This window comes from Sediminibacterium salmoneum NBRC 103935 (genome assembly GCF_000511175.1).
GTDB classification, from domain to species: domain Bacteria; phylum Bacteroidota; class Bacteroidia; order Chitinophagales; family Chitinophagaceae; genus Sediminibacterium; species Sediminibacterium salmoneum.
In genome coordinates this window covers 1,788,955-1,807,310 of record NZ_KI866530.1, presented here as the reverse complement: position 1 = coordinate 1,807,310, position 18,356 = coordinate 1,788,955, and the positions used below count along the sequence as shown (strand labels likewise).

The following is an 18,356-nucleotide window of genomic DNA, read 5'->3' as shown; positions in this document are numbered from 1 at the left end:
CCTATCCCCCTGTGTGCCTTGCCTCCCACGACTAGAAGACGAAGGTGCTTCTTACCATAAAGTAAAATTGACCACTAAAAACGGCAATGAAAAAACCTACTATTTCGATTTGAATACCTTTTTAATTTACAAAGAAGAAACTACTGTAAAGCAGCAGGGACAGGAAATTAAACAATCCGTAAAATACCTGGATTACCAGACTTTGGAAAATGGTATTAAAATGGCTTTCAAGTCAGACATGGGAATGATGATGATGGTAACTAAAAAAGTTACCATAAACCCTACTATTGACGAAGCTATTTTCTCAGGCAAATAATCTTTTATGCGCAAACTTTTTTTGTTCCTGATTACAGGAACTGTATCCTTATTGCATGCACAGAACATACCCTCGCTAAATACAGCACAGTTTCAGGTACTGGGCGCAAGAGCATTGGGGCCATCAACCATGAGTGGAAGAATAACGGCTATTGAAGGCGGTTATGCAGATGGACAGCTGAACTTATATGTGGGTACTGCCGGAGGTGGAATCTGGAAGTCGCAGAATGGCGGCCAGTCATTCAATCCCGTATTTGATAAATACACACAATCAATTGGTGCACTAGCCATCGAACCAGGTAATACACGTGTGGTGTATGCCGGAACAGGGGAAAGCAATATGCGTAATTCCGTATCCTTTGGTACGGGCATTTACAAAACAACAGATGGTGGAAACAATTGGCAAAAACTGGGTTTGGACAGTACGGAACATATTGCCAAAATACAGATTGATCCTTCTGATAAGAAAGTAATTTATGTAGCTGCACCGGGTCCTTTATATAAATCCTCTTTGCACAGAGGTTTGTTTAAATCTGCAGACGGAGGCAAAACATGGGATAAGATTTTATTCATAGATGAAAATACCGGTTGCGCTGATATTGCCATTAGCCCAACGAATCCAAATATTATTTTTGCTACCACCTGGGAGTTCAGAAGAAAGCCCTTTTCTTTTGTTTCCGGTGGTGCAGGATCCGGTTTTTATAAATCTGTTGATGGAGGAAAAACCTGGAAAAAATTAACCAAAGGTTTACCGGATGGCAACCTGGGAAGAATCATCGTAACAGTAAATCCATCCAAACCTTCTCATTTACTGGCATTGGTAGAAGCCAAACAATCCGGATTGTATCAATCCAGTGATGACGGAGAGTCCTGGTCGCTTTTAACAACCGCTACTGGTTTAATGGCGCGTCCATTTTATTTCAGTACGCTGGTAATAGATCCGAAAGACCCTAAGCGCGTATACAGACCCAGTTATGATTTTTCCTATTCAAATGACGGAGGAACTACTTTCAGTAATACGGTTATTGGTGGAGTAACGCCGCACGCAGATCATCATGCGCTGTGGATCAATCCAAACAATACCGATATGTTGTTTTTAGGAACAGATGGAGGTGTTTATCTGAGTTATAATAAGGGGATAACCTGGCAGTTTTTAAATAATTTACCGGTGCCTCAGTTTTATCATGTAAGTGTAGATAACCAGACACCTTATAATATTTATGGGGGATTGCAGGACAACAATAACTGGATGGCTCCTAATACCGCACCGGGAGGGGTTGCTGCAACAGACTGGAAAGCATTGGGAGGGGGTGATGGATTCTGGGTTCAGCCTGATCTTATTGATGAGAAGATTATATATGCAGAATCTCAGGGTGGAGAAATGTATCGTATCAATCTCAGAACCGGATTGTCAAGTAACATGAAACCCAAAAAGCAATCAGGAGAAGAAGATCATCGATGGAATTGGAATACTCCGATAGTAACGGGTAAGTCAGGTTTAAAAAATGCAGCAGGGAAACCACTAAGTAACTTATATGTAGGTGCACAATATCTTTTCCGATCCAGAGATAATGGGGTTAACTGGGAAAGAATTTCTCCGGATTTAACCACTAATAATAAAGCAATTCACAATAAGTCAGAAAACAGTGAAAGCATTACCGGGGATAATACCAGTGCGGAAAATCATGGAACCATTTATACTATTGTGCAACATCCTGCCAATGAAAATACTATCTGGGTAGGTACCGATGATGGTAATTTAATGGTGACCAACAATGGAGGTAAAACCTGGGAAAATAAAAATGCAGGAATTGCAAAAGCAGGAGTACCTGCTCAGGCCTGGATCAGTAGTATTGAATTGTCAATGCATAACCCAAAAAGAATTTTTGTAACCCTTGATCATCATATGTATGGAGATAACAACACTTATGTAGTTGTCAGCAATGATGGAGGCAATACTTTCAGCAGATTTGAATCGGAAGAATTCAGTGGTTATGCTCATATCATCAGAGAAGATTTTAAAACACCTGATTTACTTTTCTTAGGTACTGAATCCGGTTTTTTTATTTCATTGAATGCAGGTAAATCCTGGATGCGAAGTAAATACCAGAATCTGCCATGGTATAGTCCGGTGAGAGATATAAAAATTCATCCAGCCACAAGTGATTTGGTAATTGCAACTCACGGAAGAGGGGTTTATATTGTTGACAATATTCAGCCATTGAGAGAAATGGTTAAATCTGATCTGAGTAAATCATTTTTATTTTACCCGATTCAGCCTTTCAAATATGAATATGGTGCACAATTTCCGCAAGCCGCTTCCAATTTAACAGGTTATACAGGAGCCGGAAAATCATTGGCCCCCACTTTTTATTACTACTTGAAAGAGCGTAGCAATGATGTGGTAAAAATTGAAATTTACAATAGTGAAAATAAAAAGATCAGGGATTTAAATGGAACAGGATTAAAGGGACTCAATAAAGTTTTATGGACTTTAACCGCTAATCCCCCCAAAGTAGCCAAAGGAGGATTCACTGCTGGATCAACGGTTCAGTATGCCGGGGTATACGGACCAAAGGTTCCCTCCGGTAATTATAGGGTAAAAGTGAAAGCAGGGAAAGACAGCAGTGAGCAGTTATTAAAAGTACTGCCCAATCCAACAGCCGGATTAACCGCCGAAGCCCTTCAGAAATTGTATCAGCAAAATATGCGAATCTTCACCTTATTAGAACAGCAGGCCGAAATGGTTGCAAGCATCGATTCTAATTTGAATGTGTTGGCAAAAGACACCCTGCAGGTAGAAGTGGCCAGGTCGCAGAAGGTAAAAGATAAAATTGCCGCTTTAGCATCTTTCAAAAAGGAATTGCTAGAACTAAACCGTAAGTCGGTTTTCTTTGATGAAGTAAAATTCAGGAGAAAGCTAACAGATTTTTATATGGATTTGGCCCTTGCGCTGGAGCCTTTATCGCCCAGTCAAGAGAAAGGGATTAACCTGTTGGAGTCAGAATTCAGACAATTCCAACAGCGACTGAAATCCATATTTTAACATTTGACCCCCTAAACCCGCAAATAATCAACCGTTATTTGCGGGTTTTTTTCGTAATTAATGCAGCATTTTGCTGTTTATGCCAATTTGTTACATTTTATTCTTTTTTAATGCGATTGAAAGTACTAATACTGGCATATTTGCGTTAATAATCACCACTTTTTCCATTAAAAAGTTTGTTTATTCATGCAACTTTTTAAAAATCAGAGTGGTCTAAAAAAAGGTACAATTCATTCATATATAGGTGTCGAATAAATTTTTCTATTTTTTATAACAAGAATTAACAAAAATTTTGTTTACACCAAAAAATGTGTATTTTGTACACGCTTAATAACCAGTAAACTGCCATTTATGAATCTAAGACTGCTTGCTAGGCCCATATTAATGGGTGCCTTCGCTTGTCTGTTTGCCATCTTCTCGTATGCGCAAACAAAAACAGTTACCGGTAAGGTAACTGACTCAAAGGACGGATCACCGCTCGCTGGTGCATCTGTAGTAGCTAAAGGAACTTCAACCGGTACCCAGTCGGGTGCAGACGGTTCCTACAAATTAACCGTTCCTTCTTCAACCAAAACTTTAGTGATTTCTTTCGCTGGTTACGGTAATGTAGAAGTGAACATTTCTTCTTCTAACACAGCCAACGCGCAATTAACATCTACCGCTGATGCGTTAACAGATGTTGTTGTAATTGGTTATGGTAGCAGAAAATCAAAAGACGTAACAGGTTCTGTTGCGCGTGTAACGGAGAAGGACTTTAACAAAGGTCAAATTGCTTCTCCTGATCAATTGTTACAGGGTCGTACTCCCGGTGTGTTGGTAACTCCATCAACAGGTGAGCCAGGTGCTGCTGCAACAATCAATATCAGAGGTACCGGATCTATCAGCGGCTCTCAGGAACCATTATATGTAATCGATGGAGTTCCATTGATTCAGGGTGGTACTTTGGGTTCTGCAAGTGGTGTTGAAGGAAGTACTACTCCTAAAAACCCATTGATCTTCTTAAACCCTAACGATATTGAAAGTATCACTGTTTTAAAAGATGCATCTGCCGCTGCAATCTACGGATCCAGAGGTGCGAATGGTGTAATCTTAATCACAACCAAACAAGGTAGAGGTGGTAAAGCTGGTGTCTTCAATTTTGGAGCAACCACCAGTTTGGCTAAAACTGCACGTCGTTATGACTTAATGAATGCACAGGATTTCCTATTAGCGGCTAAGAGAGCTAATATTGATGGTGGTGCAGATCCGGTTGCTGCTGCAGCAGCTGTTAGAGGAATTGACAATGGTGCCAACACCGATTGGCAGGATCAGATTTTCCGCCAGGCTATTTCTCAAAACTATAACCTTAGCTGGGCTTACAGCAACAAGGGAACTACTGCCAGACTAAGTGCATCTTACGATGACCAGCAAGGTATTGTAAGAAACAGTGGTCTTAAGCGTATCACTACCCGTGCTAATCTGGGTCAGAAATTATTCAACGACAAGTTGAAATTAGAAGCGAATATTACTTATTCTAATACTAAGAACCAATATGCTCCATTGTCTAACAATGCGGGTTATCAGGGTTCTTTGTTAGGAGCTGCTTTACAGTTGAATCCAACCAATCCTGTTTATAACAGAGATGGTTCATTCTACCAGCCTGGTGATCAGCGTAACCCGGTTCAAATGCTGGCTTACTTTGATGACCGCGACTTCGTAAACAGATTCTTAACTAACTTATCTGCTACTTACCAAATTACACCAAGTTTATCTTACCGTGCGGTTTTAGGTTTGGATAATGCAAAGTCTGAGCGTACAGCATTTGCAGATCCTCGTTTGGGTACAAACGCTTATGGCGGTACTATCAACGTATTTGGTAGAGATTATCAGAATCCAATTCAAGGAAACGGACGTGTTACCAGACAAAATCTGGAAACCAAGTCTACCTTGATTGAACACTATTTCACTTTTGATAAAACCTTTAACAACGTACACGCAATCAACGCTGTTGCGGGTTATTCTTATCAGAGTTTCCAAAACAGTTACAACGCTAGCTTCGGCTGGGGTTTAAATACACCAGTAGTTGCTCCGGGCGATGTATTTGTTAAGAGCTATAGCAATTTCAGGAACTACGCCAATTTCCTACCTGGATTCGACAAAAACGAATTACAGTCTGTATTTGGTCGTGTTAACTATACTTACAACGACAAGTATTTCTTAACTGCTACTGTAAGATCTGACGGATCTTCTAAGTTCGGTTCTAACAATCGTTACGGTACTTTCCCTGCATTTGCATTTAAATGGAGAGTATTGGAAGAAAGCTGGGCTAAGAATTCTCTGGGTAAATTATTCAGCGATTTCAACGTAAGAGCTAACTACGGTAAATTAGGTAGCCAGGACAACCTGGGTTCTTATGCAGCCTTAAACCTTCAGCAAACTTTTGATGTAGGTAACGGTCCAACCACTCGTTTCATTCAGCAGGGTAACCCTGACCTGAAGTGGGAAGAAGTAGCAACTACCGGTTTCGGTATTGACTTCACAACTAAGGATGGTCGTTTATCTGCAACGGTAGATTATTACAAGAATGAGCGTACCAATATGTTGTTCTTCGCTCCAACTCCAGGTGGATTTGCTCCAACCAGCAGCTGGTGGATCAACTTACCTGGTAAGGTTACCAACAAGGGCTGGGAAATCAGTGTAAACTACAAAGTAGTAAAAGGCAACAAGTTCAACTGGGACGTGAGTGCCAACGTAACTACTGTTGAGAACAATATCACTGGCTTACCTACTCCAATCAATACAGGTGCGGTTAGCGGACAAGGTTTAACTGGTGCATTTGCCCAAACCTTAACCAATGGCTCTCCTATCTTTACCTGGTCAATGCCTGTATTCCAGGGATTTGATGGTAACGGTAACGCACGTTATGCTGCAGGTGCTGCTAACCAGTTAGTAGGAACTGCATTGCCTAAAATGTTTGCTGGTTTAACCAATAACTTCTCTTATGGAAGATGGAATTTAAGTGTATTCTTAAATGCTGTATCCGGACATTATGTTTACAACAATACTGCGAATGCATTGTTCTTAAAAGGAAGTTTGCGTAACGCACGTAACGTAACCAATGCAATAGGTAACGGTCCTGAGAATCCATTTAACCCAGGTTCTGTATCTACAAGATTCCTTGAGAAGGGTGACTTCATCCGTTTGGCTAACATGAACCTTAGCTATGCGTTCGACATTAAGAGCGGAAAAGCAATTAAGACTTTAACTGCTTTTGCTTCTGGTCAGAACCTAGCCTTGTTCACGAAGTACTCTGGAATTGATCCTGAAGTAAACGTAGACAAGAGCATCAACGGTATCCCTTCACGTGGTTTCGACTACACTCAGTATCCTAGACCAATGGTTATTACATTAGGTGTTAACGTAGGATTTTAATAAAGAACAACATAAACATTGACTATTATGAAAAATATAATTAAAAGCTACATTTTACCTGCCGCGGCAGTAGGTGTACTTGCGATCACGTCTTGTTCCAAGCTTGATCCCAAGTTGGAGGCGCCAAACTCCATAGCTCCTAATCAGGTAGGCGGTGCTCCTTCAGCACCTTCCATTGCTGCAGTTTACGAGCAGTTAAATCAATTGACCGGTGGTCAAGGTAACTGGTTTGGATTGCAAGAGCATTCCACCGACGAAATCATGGGGCCAACACGTGGTACTGACTGGGATGACTTTGGTACATGGCGTCGTTTACACCTTCACACCTGGGGTCCAGATCATAACCAGATCAACGATACCTGGAATGGCTTGAATGGTGCATTATTCCAAACAACATTAATTGCTGAAACCAAAACAGGATTAGAAAAAGCGGAAGGCCAGTTCTTACGTGCTTACTTCCGTTTCTTAACCTGCGATATCTATGGTCAGGTACAATCTCGTGCTGCAACTGCTCCTGCAAGTGCAATTCCAGATGTATTAACCAGATCTCAGGCAATTGATGCCATCATTGCAGAATTAGAAGCTGCAGTTCCTGCTCTTCCTGCTTACACTGGTGCAAACCGTGGACAGGCAACAAAAGAAGCTGCATGGACTTTATTGGCTAAAGCTTATTTAAATAAGGCTGTTTACAAGCAAGATCCTACCAATCCTGCAGGTCCTTATACATTTGCTGCTGCTGATATGAATAAAGTGATTGAGTACTGTAATCTGGTTGCAGCTAATACCAATCTTTCTATTGATACCTACTACTGGGATAACTTCAAGTGGGATAACGGATCTGTATCTTCTGAGAACATTTTCGTTCGTAAACCTGGTAGTGATGCCAGAGCTGGTAATGGTGCAAACCTGGTATGGCAAACTTGCCAAAGCTGGCACTATAACCAGCGTCCATCAAGCTGGAATGGTTTCGTTACATTGTCTCAATTCTACGATAGCTTCGAAGGAAACGACGTTCGTAAGAGCGATACCTTGCCGGGATACACCAATTTAGTAGGTCCAACTGCTGGTCTATTGGTTGGACAAGCTCGTGGTCCGGTTAATCCAAACAATCCTAAGGAACCAGGATCTATTGGTGATCCAATCGGTAACCTTTTCGACAGAAGCGGAAACCCATTGGTGTTTACTCGTAACGCATCTATCTTCTTTAATGGTGAAGCAAGTGGTATTCGTGTAAATAAATTTCCTCTTAACCCAAGCGAAATCAACGGCGGTGGTTGGGGAAGTGCAAACGAGTTTCCTTTCTTCCGTTTCTCTGATGTTCGCTTAATGAAAGCTGAAGCTTTATTAAGAGGTGGTACAACTGGTGCAAACGGTGAAACTGCTTTGTCAATTGTTAACGACCTACGTTCTAAGCGTAGAGCTACTGCTCTTGGTTCAATCAACCTATCTGGTTTATTGGCAGAAAGAGGTCGTGAATTGTATTTGGAAGGTCACAGAAGAACAGATATGATTCGTTTCGGTGTATTCAACGCTCCTGTTGAAGAAAGACCAAATGCATCTGATGGTTACAAAGTGGTTTATCCAATTCCTGCCATTTCATTGTCTTCTAACCCTAACCTGAAGCAAAACTTCGGATACTAATATCCAGGGTTAACATACACAATCCCTCCGCGATCAATTGATTTCGGAGGGATTTTTTTTGTCCGAACGGTAACCTAACTCAGGGTACAATGCGTATTTTAGCATATGCGCAAAAATCAAATTTTATACATTGGTTTAGTAATAGGGTTGTTTGCTTCCTGTAAATCAAAGCAGTCAGATACCCTTTTTGAAGAAGTACAAACCAGTATTCAATTCACCAACACGCTAACCGAATCGGATGATTTTAATGTTTTCAAGTATCGGAATTTTTACAATGGCGGTGGCGTAGCAACCGGTGATTTAAACAACGATGGCTTACCGGAAGTTTTTTTTACTGCCAACCAGAGTGCCAACAAACTCTATTTAAATAAAGGCAATTTTGAGTTTGAAGACATTACTGAAAAAGCGGGTATTGCTTACGACGGAGAATGGAGCACAGGGGTGGTTTTCGTAGATATTAATTCTGATGGATGGCTGGATATTTATGTTTGTAATGCAGGTAATATGCTGCAAAAGGCAAAAAGAAAGAACAAACTATATATCAATAATCAGAACAATACATTTACCGATAAAGCTGCTGAATACGGATTAGCCGATGATGGCTATTCTACCCAGGCCAGTTTTTTCGATTATGATTTAGACGGCGACCTGGATTGCTTTTTAGTAAACAACAGCCCCATTCCGGTAAATACCCTGAACTATGCCAATATGCGCAATATTCCGGAAGCCAAAGCACCTTTTGCGGAATTTTTAAAGGGAGGGGGTGATCATTTATTCAGAAACGATAATGGTGTTTTTAAAGAAGTAACCTACGAAGCCGGCATATATGGAAGCATTATCAGTTTTGGATTAGGCGTAACAGTAGGTGATATTAATTTAGACGGCTATCCGGATATTTATGTATCTAATGATTTTTTTGAGAAAGACTATTTATACATCAATCAGAAAAACGGAACCTTTAAAGATGAAATTGGTACCCGCACACAACATATCAGTTTCTCTTCTATGGGCGCAGATCTGCAAGACATCAATAACGACGGCATGCCCGATATCTTTACTACGGATATGTTGCCTGGTGATGATTACCGGTTAAAGACGAATACTTCTTTTGAAAGCTATGATATGTACATGCTTAAAAAGAACCAGGATTTCTATAATCAGTTTACCCAGAATTCTCTGCAGGTAAATAACGGAGAGGGAAAATTTTTAGAAACAGCATTTTACAGTGGAGTGGCAGCCAGTGACTGGAGTTGGGGTGCATTAATGTTTGATGCCGATAACGATGGATGGTCCGATATCCTAGTTTGCAATGGCATATACAGGGATGTTACCGACCAGGATTTCATAGACTTTTTTGCTAACGACGTAGTGAATCAAATGGTGGTGAACGGCAAGAAAGAGCAGGTAAACAAAGTGATTGATAAAATGCCATCCGTGCCTATTCCTAATAGCATATTCAAAAACAACCGTAACCTGAAATTCAGTAATGAATCTGTCAATTGGGGATTAAACAAGCCGAGTTTTTCCAATGGCGCAGCCTACGCAGACTTAGACAATGACGGAGACCTGGATCTGGTAATTAATAATGTAAACCAGCCGGCAAGCATTTATAAAAACAAGCGCATCAATCAATTAAGGGGGGATGGAACCAACAACACAAAGTCAAGTGAAAATAAAAGTGAGGAATCAAGTGATAGCGAAGCCTCAAAATGGATGGCCGTTCAACTGCAATATCAAACGCCCAATGTATTTGCTATTGGAAGCACGGTAAAAATATTTAAAGGAGAAGAAATCATCACCAGAGAGTTGATACCCAGCAAAGGGTTCCAGAGCTCTGTTGAATACAAGCTAACCATTGGTTTGGGAACGGGCAGTGCAGATTCCATGCAAGTAATCTGGCCAAATAGAATGGTTACTACTATTCAAAAGCCAGCAACGAATCAGCTCCACAAAATTGCTTATGATGCGGCAAAAGCAATTCCTTATCAGCCTAAAGCTTCTGCTGCCAGCACTCAGTTAGCCAGCAATCAATCAAAGAAGAATGCAACTACTTTGCTGCAGCAACAGCCCATTCAGCTGGATAAGCATACAGAAGATGATCAGGTAGATTTTTATGTTGAAAGAAATATTCCTTTCATGTTAAGCAAGCTAGGGCCAAAGGCAGCAGCAGCTGATGTGAATGGAGATGGTATGGAAGACCTTTTTGTGGGAGGTGCAAAAGGACAAGCCAGCCAATTATACCTGCAAACCAAAGCGGGTTTAAAAAAGCAAACAGTGAAAGATTTTGAACAGTATAAATTCAGTGATGTTACGGCTGCTTTTTTCTTTGACGCAGATCAGGATGGGGATATGGATTTATTTGTAGGTGGTGGAGGAAATACTGCTCCTGCATCTGCTGATATTTATCAGAATCAATTGTACTTCAACGATGGCAAGGGTACTTTCTCATTAAAATCAGGAGCTTTAGGAATCAGTCATACCAATTGTGGTGCGGCCATTCCGCTCGATTACGATAACGACGGCAAGCTCGATATATTTATCGGAAGCCGAAGTACGCCACAGCAATATGGAGTAGCACCTGCCAGTTTCCTTTACCACAATGAAGGTAACGGTGTATTTAAAGAAGTAAGTGCCAGTGTTGCTCCCTTCCTGTCTAACCTCGGAATGATTACGGGTGCTGTGTATGCCAATGTATTGGGCGATGCTAAAAAAGAACTGGTAGTAGTAGGTGAGTGGATGTATCCACATGTGTACCAGTTTAATGGCAAACAATTCCAGGAACAAAAATCCGGTATGGAAGATCAGTATGGATGGTGGCAAACCGTTGTGGCAGAAGACCTGGATAAGGATGGTGATCTGGATTTGGTATTGGGAAATTTGGGAGAGAATTTTTATTTGAAAGCATCCAAAGAAGCACCAGTAAAATTATTTATCAAAGACTTCGATAAAAACGGAGCCCTCGATAAAATATTCAGTCATACACTGAATGGAAAAGACATGCCTGTGTTTTTAAAGAAAGACATAACAGAGCAGTTGCCATATTTAAAAAAGGAAAACCTGAAACACCAGGATTTTGCCAATAAAACCATTCAGCAATTATTCCCCAATCAATTGGCTGATGCACAGGTATTGCAGGTAAACAATGCAGCGTCGGTACTAGCCATCAATAATCAACAGCAATCTTTTAGTATTCAGGCATTGCCTTATCAAATACAATTGTCTAGTGTAAGCGCCATTGCAATTGATGATTTTAATGGAGATGGAAACAAAGACATTTTAACAGCAGGAAATTTTATAGATCTGCTTCCGCAGTTTTGCAGTATTGATGCTTCTTTTGGCAATCTTTTATTGGGTAAGAGTAAAAATCAATTTGCCTTAAGTACACCACAGATGTCCGGAATTAGTATCAATGGACAAATCAGACAAATACTGCCTGTTACTGTTCAGCAAAAACCAGGCTACCTGTTTTTACAAAACAATCAGGTGCCATTGTATTTTACCAAAACCGTTGCGGGTAAATAATAGCGTATGAAAATGAAATGGAAAAGTTTGGGTTTGGCGGGATTAACATCGCTGTTACTAATAAGTGGCTGCAAGCAAAGCAGCACACCTTCGATTTTTTCTCCAATAGATGCCAATCAATCAGGATTAAATTTTACCAATATCCTAACGCCTACTACCGATTTCAATTTGTTTTCTTACATGTACTATTACAATGGTGCAGGTATAGGAGCAGGAGACTTTAATAAGGACGGAAAGATTGATTTGTTTTTCGCTGCCAATCAAACGGGCAATCGCATTTACCTGAACAAGGGGTTAATGAAATTCGATGACGTAACGACTGCAGCACAAATACCCAATGATGGTGCCTGGAGTACAGGGGTTTCTGTAGTAGATATTAATAACGATGGCTTGCTCGATATCTATGTATGCAGGGTGGGCAATTACAAAGTATTGAAAGGAAAAAATCAACTGCTGGTATGCACAGGCATAACCAAAGAAGGCATTCCGCAATACAAAGATCAGGCAGCAGAATACGGGCTGAACTTTTCGGGCTTTAGTACACAAGCTGCTTTTTTAGATTATGACGGAGACGGAGACCTGGATGTATTCTTACTAAATCACTCCGTTAACCACGATGGAAACTATGCACCCAGAAAGAATTTTGAAAACACTTTTGATGCACTGGCGGGTCAGAAATTTTACAGGAATGATACAAAGAAAAACGAAGCCGGTACAGTAACCGGAAAGTTCACCGATATTACAACCACCGTTGGAATCAACGGCTCTAAAATTGGTTATGGATTAGGCGTTGCTGTTTCTGATATTAATGTAGATGGCTGGCCGGACATTTATGTAGGAAATGATTTTCATGAAAATGATTATCTCTATATTAATAATCAGAAAGGGGGCTTTGAAGAGAAAGGCAGGGAATCTATCATGCATACCAGTCAGTTCTCCATGGGCGTAGATGTGGCAGACGCCAATAACGACGGCCTTCCGGATATTGTATCCATGGACATGCTTCCTTATGAGTCGTACATGCTTAGAAGATCATTGTCTGAAGACGACTATAATATTTTTCAAAATAAACTGGCATTCGGTTACACGCATCAGTATGCCAGAAACAATTTGCAATACAATCGCGGTAATGGTCAGTTCAGTGAAGTAGGTCAGTATGCCGGCATACATGCTACTGACTGGAGCTGGGCTTCCTTGTGGATGGATTTTAACAATGATGGAAAAAAAGATCTTTTTGTTTCTAATGGCATCCCTAAAAGGATGAACGATATAGATTATATCAATTTTGTTTCCGGTGAAGCTTTACAGGAAAAACTAAAAAGCAATAGTCTCGAGAGCAAAGACCTTACGCTGATAAATCAGTTTCCTGAAATTAAAATTCCCAACCAGTTTTTTCAGAACAAGGGTGAATTCAGTTTTAATAATATAACAGAAGCCATAGATAAAAATCCAAATAGCTTTTCCAACGGAGCGGTGTATGCAGATTTAGACAATGACGGAGATCTGGATATTGTGGTAAACAATATCAACGATCCTGTTTTAATTTATGAGAACAATACCAATCAGCTAAAAACTGTTCATCCCAATTATGCAACGCTCAACTTAACAGGGAGTTCGCAAAATACCATGGCGGTAGGAGCAAAGCTGATGATCTATGCAAAAGATGCGCTGTACACGTATGAGAACTATCCCGTGCATGGCTTTTTATCGAGCATGCAGATTCCTATGCATATTGGGTTAGATAATATTCAGCCAGACTCGGCTTTGTTAATCTGGCCCGATCAAAGTTATCAGCGGGTTCAGTTGCAACCGGGAAAAACAAGTGCACTCAGCTACCAGACAGGTCTGCCCCAATTTGATTATCAGCAACACTCAGTAAAGTTGTTAAATCTGAACAAACCAAAAAGTCGAACAGATGACTCAAATAATAAGGAGCCCCTTTTTACAGACATAACAGAAGCAACACAACTGAATTATCAGCACAAGGAAAATCCGTTCAATGAATTTGACAGGGAACCCCTGATTCCACATATGACATCTGCAGAAGGTCCTGCATTGGCCATTGCCGATATCAATGGTGACGGACTGGACGATGTATTTGTAGGTGCTTCTAAAACCCAGCACAATGCAGTGTTTATACAACAGGCAGGCGGAACCTTTAAGTCTTTGCCACAGCCGGCATTACTGCTCGATTCAATGTGGGAAAATGCAGATGCAGTTTGGGCAGATGTAAATAAAGATGGCTACAAAGATTTAATTATAGCCAGTGGCGGAAATGAATACTATGGAGAAGATCAACATTTATTGCCCCTGTTATACCTGAATAACGGAAAAGGAATCCTGAGTAGAAAGGCAGATGCTTTCACAGGCATATATTCCACTCAAAGCCGCATACTTGCAGAAGATTTTAATGGAGATGGCAATATGGATCTTTTCATAACAGGGCGGGTAGAACCCTGGAAATACGGCATTGCTCCCCGAACCTATTTATTAGAAAACGATGGCCAGGGCAATTTTAAAGACCAGACCCTTCAATATTCCAAAGACTTATTGAATCCGGGAATGATAACCGATGCCCTGCTGACCGACATTAATCAGGATGGCAAAAAAGATATTTTAATTAGTTCTTTATGGGGAACGGTTGATGCTTTCATTAGAAAGGGAAATCAGTTTGTAAAGCAGACCTTATTGAATCAGAAAGGATGGTGGCAATCTATCACTTTACTGGATGTAGACAATGATGGAGACCAGGATATACTAGCCGGAAACTTTGGATTGAACAGCCGTCTGAAAGCCAGTGCGGAGGAACCTGTTCGCATGTACATGAACGATTATGACAACAACGGTAGAATAGAGCAGGTGATTACCTATTACCTGCAGGGAAAAGAAATGCCATTTGCCAGTAAAATACAGCTGGAAAAATCTTTGCCTGTTTTAAAGAAGCAGTTTCTGTATGCAGAAGATTTTGCAAAAGCTTCATTGAACGAATTATTCGGCAAAGAAAAACTGTCAGCAGCAACAAAGCTGGAAGCAACCCAAATGGCCAGTATGGTATTGGTGAATGAGGGCAAGGGAAAATACAATCCTATGGCATTACCTGCAGCGGCACAGTTCAGTAATATTCGCGCGGTAGTGCCCATTACAAACGGCGCCTTGTTGCTTGGTAATTTCGGTTACAACAATATTGAGATTGGCAGACAGGATGCAAACTTTGGAACCCTGCTGCAGATAGCAAAAATGCACCCTGCCAATAATCAACAAATAAAACAATCAAAAACAGCAAACTCGCATCTGGCAGCATATCAATTGCCAGGCTTAGTAATTAAAGGCGAGGTAAGAAGAGCATTGCCCATTGCAATTGGCAAGGAAATTTGCTATATGCTCGCAAAGAATAATGGCAATGTACAAATCATAAAAAAAGCCCGGTAATAGCCGGGCTTTTTCAAAATATTTTTGCTTAGGGTTATTGAAAAACCGGGTAATTAATGGTTGTTCTCCATTTGGTACTGTCTTTGATAGTTCTTCTGTTGGTGATGAGTCGCTCGAATGAGATAGCCGGGCTGGTTTTACGATGGTCCTGAACATAATTCTTAACAGCTTCATTGCATTTTTGAATGACTGTTTTATCGCCGGTTACTTCGCAAACTACAATATTGCCTAACATCATATTTTTCAACATGAATTTACCGCTCGAAGGAATATCTCTTTCGGTGGGTACGGCCACCATTGCTGTAAAGGTAGAAGAGTCTTCCCTGAAAACATTCAGGATTGGATAGTTTACAATTTTCACTTCTACCCCTGCAATAAATTCATTTACTTCATCAATCAGGGCGTAAATTTCATCGGTAGAAGGTTCGTGGTCAAAAGTCTGTTTAGTAGATACATAGGAAGAGTTGGGTACTTTCTGCATTTCAATCGGATACCCGTAAACCTTGGAAACATCTGAAAAATAGTCCTGTATCTGATAAAGTAGTCTCTTACTGTCGTCTTCTGCGCTGTTCAGCTGTAGGAATTGCTTGAAGCGAAGGAATGGATTGTAAGACAGTTTCATTACCGTATTCAGGGTAAAACTGGTTTTGGCATTGTAGTCGGCAATAAAATTGAAATCTAGGGATACTTCCATGCCATCATTGATCATAGTGGCTTTAAAGCCATTCATCAATACTTTTTGAATGGTAATGGGGTTATCGTAGTAGGTAAAAGTAGAGTCATTCACTTTTTTACCGGGGAACCATTTGGTCCATTCCTGTGGATTCGTCATTACCCTGATTACTGCATCCGCCGGCATCGCAACAGAAACGGTTTCTGTGGTAGGTTTCTGGGAAGGAAGCAGGTAGGAAGCACCAATAAAAAATAAAACCGGGACTAATAGGTACAATGCTTTTTTCATATCCGTGCTGTCGTTTAATTGAGAATAAAAAAACTAAAATTAAATCTTTTACATTGCAAAAATAAATACTATTTTTAGGGAGTTGAAAAAGGGTTTAACCATACTGTCCTTGTGTTTGCTGCTCTTTAGCTGGGGTGGCTACAACCTGCTTTTGAATTACCTAGAGAATAAGTCGGACAGACAGTTTCAAACCAGCTTGTATCAGGATCAGTACGATGAAGCCAATCTGATACACCTGAAAGTGGCCGCCAGTACCCCTTATGGAACCAATAGTGAGGAATTTGAAAGTGCTGCCGGTGACGTTGAAATTAACGGAATAACCTACCACTTTGTAAAACGCCGGTTTTTTAAAGACTCTCTGGAATTATTGGCTGTACCCAATATTGAAAAAATCGGGATTAGAAATGCCAGAGATCAGTTTCTGAATCTGGCTGCCAACTTCAACAGTACTCCTCAAAATGAATCTTCTACTAATCAGCATATTGTACTAAAGTTTTCATTGTCAGACTTCACAGGTGACCATTGCTTTACCTGGCAGTTTCGTAATGGAGACACTTCGAGGGAGATGATTATTGAAAATCCATTGGTACACACGTCTGATTACGTTAACGCTTTGGAACGACCGCCGCAAGCCTGATGCTGGTACATTAAGCATTGTATATTTCCTCATTTATAATTGAACTGTTTATGTTGAAGCGCTTTGCGGTGCTGGGCATGCTTGTTTTTGCCCTTCAGTCATGTAGTACGAATACGGAGTACAAAACTCTTTTACACGATCCACTTTTATATAGCCATACAGTCCATGAACTGAATACTGTAGTAATGGGAAACAATTTCCCTCCAATGGTAGCAGCAAGAAACTATGCTTATGCTGCTATTGCAGCTTATGAAGTAATGGCAGCTGCTAATCCGGAAAAGTACGAGTCGCTGGGAGGCCAGTTAAATGGCTTAGCTCCTTTGCAATTACCATCTCTTAAGTCTGATGCAGACTGGCAGCTGGCAGCACTTCTATCTTATATGAAAGTAGGAGAGTCGGTAACTTTTCCAGAAGGTAGTATGAGGGCCTACGAAGACAGTATTTTAACCCTGGCGCGTAAAAAGGGCTTACCCAAAAAAGTGGAAGCTGCATCCAGAGAGTTTGCAGACAGTGTAAGTGCAGCTATCATTCGCTGGAGTAAAAAAGACAATTACCTGGAAACCAGAGGGGCCGAAAAATATACCGTAACCGATGAGCCTGGCAGATGGGTACCTACTCCACCCATGTATGCAACTGCAGCTGAACCGCATTGGATGGAAATCAGAACCATGATTATAGACAGTGCAAGCATTTACGAGCCTGCACCACCTCCAGCCTTCAATCTTAAAGACAAAAACAGTAAGTATTATCAGGAAGTAATGGCTATTAAGAATGCAATTGATAGTTTAACGCCTGAACAAAAGCATATTGCGGAATTCTGGGACGATAATCCGTTTAAAATGAATGTTACCGGACACGTGATGTTTGGCAGTAAAAAATTCTCGCCCTCAGGTCACTGGATGGGTGTAGTGGGTATTGCAGCCAAGCAAGCCAAGTCTGATTATCCGGAAACCATATATGCAACGGCAAAAACAGCAATCGCCTTATTTGATGCATTTATACAATGCTGGTATGTAAAATACAAATACAATACCGTGCGTCCGGAAACTGTTATCAATCAATATATCGATATCAATTGGAGACCTTATTTGCAAACTCCTGCATTCCCTGAATATACTTGTGGACACTCCACCATTTCTTCTGCAGCCGCAGAAGCATTAACCAGTGTTTACGGGGATAATTTTGCCTATACCGATTCAACGGAATTGGAATTTGGCATTGCCAACAGGAGCTTCAAATCATTCCGGCACGCGGCCGAAGAAAACAACTGGGCTCGCTTTTACGGTGGATTGCATTTTCACAATTCCTGTATCATCAGTACCGACATTGGTCAGAAAGTTGGGCAGCATGTTGCTACCAAACTGAAGATGAAAAAGTAAGCTTCATTTATTTAT

The 18,356-nt window shown here is 40.7% G+C and carries 9 protein-coding genes; 8 read left to right on the top strand and 1 reads right to left on the bottom strand.

The window, feature by feature from the left end; all coding sequences use genetic code 11:
* The 6 genes from P767_RS0108450 to P767_RS0108425 all read left to right on the top strand — a co-directional run.
* Positions 1-316, top strand: a 316-nt coding sequence (locus P767_RS0108450) for a LolA-like protein (protein WP_216593224.1), incomplete at its 5' end; no start/stop codon positions are given.
* A gap of 6 nt (positions 317-322) precedes the next feature.
* Positions 323-3,361 (top strand): WD40/YVTN/BNR-like repeat-containing protein, encoded by a 3,039-nt coding sequence (locus P767_RS16450; protein WP_051417243.1) that lies wholly within the window; start codon positions 323-325, stop codon positions 3,359-3,361.
* 351 nt (positions 3,362-3,712) lie between these two features.
* Positions 3,713-6,772, top strand: a complete 3,060-nt coding sequence (locus P767_RS0108440; RefSeq protein ID WP_051417242.1) for a SusC/RagA family TonB-linked outer membrane protein — start codon at positions 3,713-3,715, stop codon at positions 6,770-6,772.
* A gap of 27 nt (positions 6,773-6,799) precedes the next feature.
* Entirely contained in the window at positions 6,800-8,413 is a 1,614-nt protein-coding gene (locus tag P767_RS0108435; protein ID WP_026764154.1) for a RagB/SusD family nutrient uptake outer membrane protein, read from the top strand.
* A gap of 105 nt (positions 8,414-8,518) precedes the next feature.
* Complete coding sequence (locus P767_RS0108430; protein ID WP_026764153.1) at positions 8,519-11,935, top strand: VCBS repeat-containing protein; 3,417 nt, start codon at positions 8,519-8,521, stop codon at positions 11,933-11,935.
* Positions 11,936-11,941: 6 nt separating this feature from the next.
* On the top strand, positions 11,942-15,364 hold the full coding sequence (locus P767_RS0108425; protein WP_026764152.1) for a VCBS repeat-containing protein: 3,423 nt from the start codon (positions 11,942-11,944) through the stop codon (positions 15,362-15,364).
* A 34-nt stretch (positions 15,365-15,398) separates the two neighbouring features.
* On the opposite strand, the gene P767_RS0108420 is transcribed toward P767_RS0108425, so the two are convergent.
* Complete coding sequence (locus tag P767_RS0108420; protein WP_026764151.1) at positions 15,399-16,325, bottom strand: hypothetical protein; 927 nt, start codon at positions 16,323-16,325, stop codon at positions 15,399-15,401.
* A gap of 82 nt (positions 16,326-16,407) precedes the next feature.
* Between P767_RS0108420 and P767_RS0108415 the strand changes: the two genes are divergently transcribed.
* Positions 16,408-16,962, top strand: a complete 555-nt coding sequence (locus P767_RS0108415; RefSeq protein ID WP_026764150.1) for a hypothetical protein — start codon at positions 16,408-16,410, stop codon at positions 16,960-16,962.
* Positions 16,963-17,012: 50 nt separating this feature from the next.
* Positions 17,013-18,341 (top strand): vanadium-dependent haloperoxidase, encoded by a 1,329-nt coding sequence (locus tag P767_RS0108410; protein ID WP_026764149.1) that lies wholly within the window; start codon positions 17,013-17,015, stop codon positions 18,339-18,341.
* Positions 18,342-18,356: the final 15 nt, after the last annotated feature.

What these genes read in the sequence shown, in the direction of transcription:
- P767_RS0108430 (WP_026764153.1), top strand. Translation starts at nt 8,519, where the DNA reads ATGCGCAAAAATCAAATTTTATACATTGGTTTAGTAATAGGGTTGTTT.
- P767_RS16450 (WP_051417243.1), top strand. Translation starts at nt 323, where the DNA reads ATGCGCAAACTTTTTTTGTTCCTGATTACAGGAACTGTATCCTTATTG.
- P767_RS0108435 (WP_026764154.1), top strand. Translation starts at nt 6,800, where the DNA reads ATGAAAAATATAATTAAAAGCTACATTTTACCTGCCGCGGCAGTAGGT.
- P767_RS0108410 (WP_026764149.1), top strand. Translation starts at nt 17,013, where the DNA reads ATGTTGAAGCGCTTTGCGGTGCTGGGCATGCTTGTTTTTGCCCTTCAG.
- P767_RS0108425 (WP_026764152.1), top strand. Translation starts at nt 11,942, where the DNA reads ATGAAAATGAAATGGAAAAGTTTGGGTTTGGCGGGATTAACATCGCTG.
- P767_RS0108420 (WP_026764151.1), bottom strand. Translation starts at nt 16,325, where the DNA reads ATGAAAAAAGCATTGTACCTATTAGTCCCGGTTTTATTTTTTATTGGT.
- P767_RS0108440 (WP_051417242.1), top strand. Translation starts at nt 3,713, where the DNA reads ATGAATCTAAGACTGCTTGCTAGGCCCATATTAATGGGTGCCTTCGCT.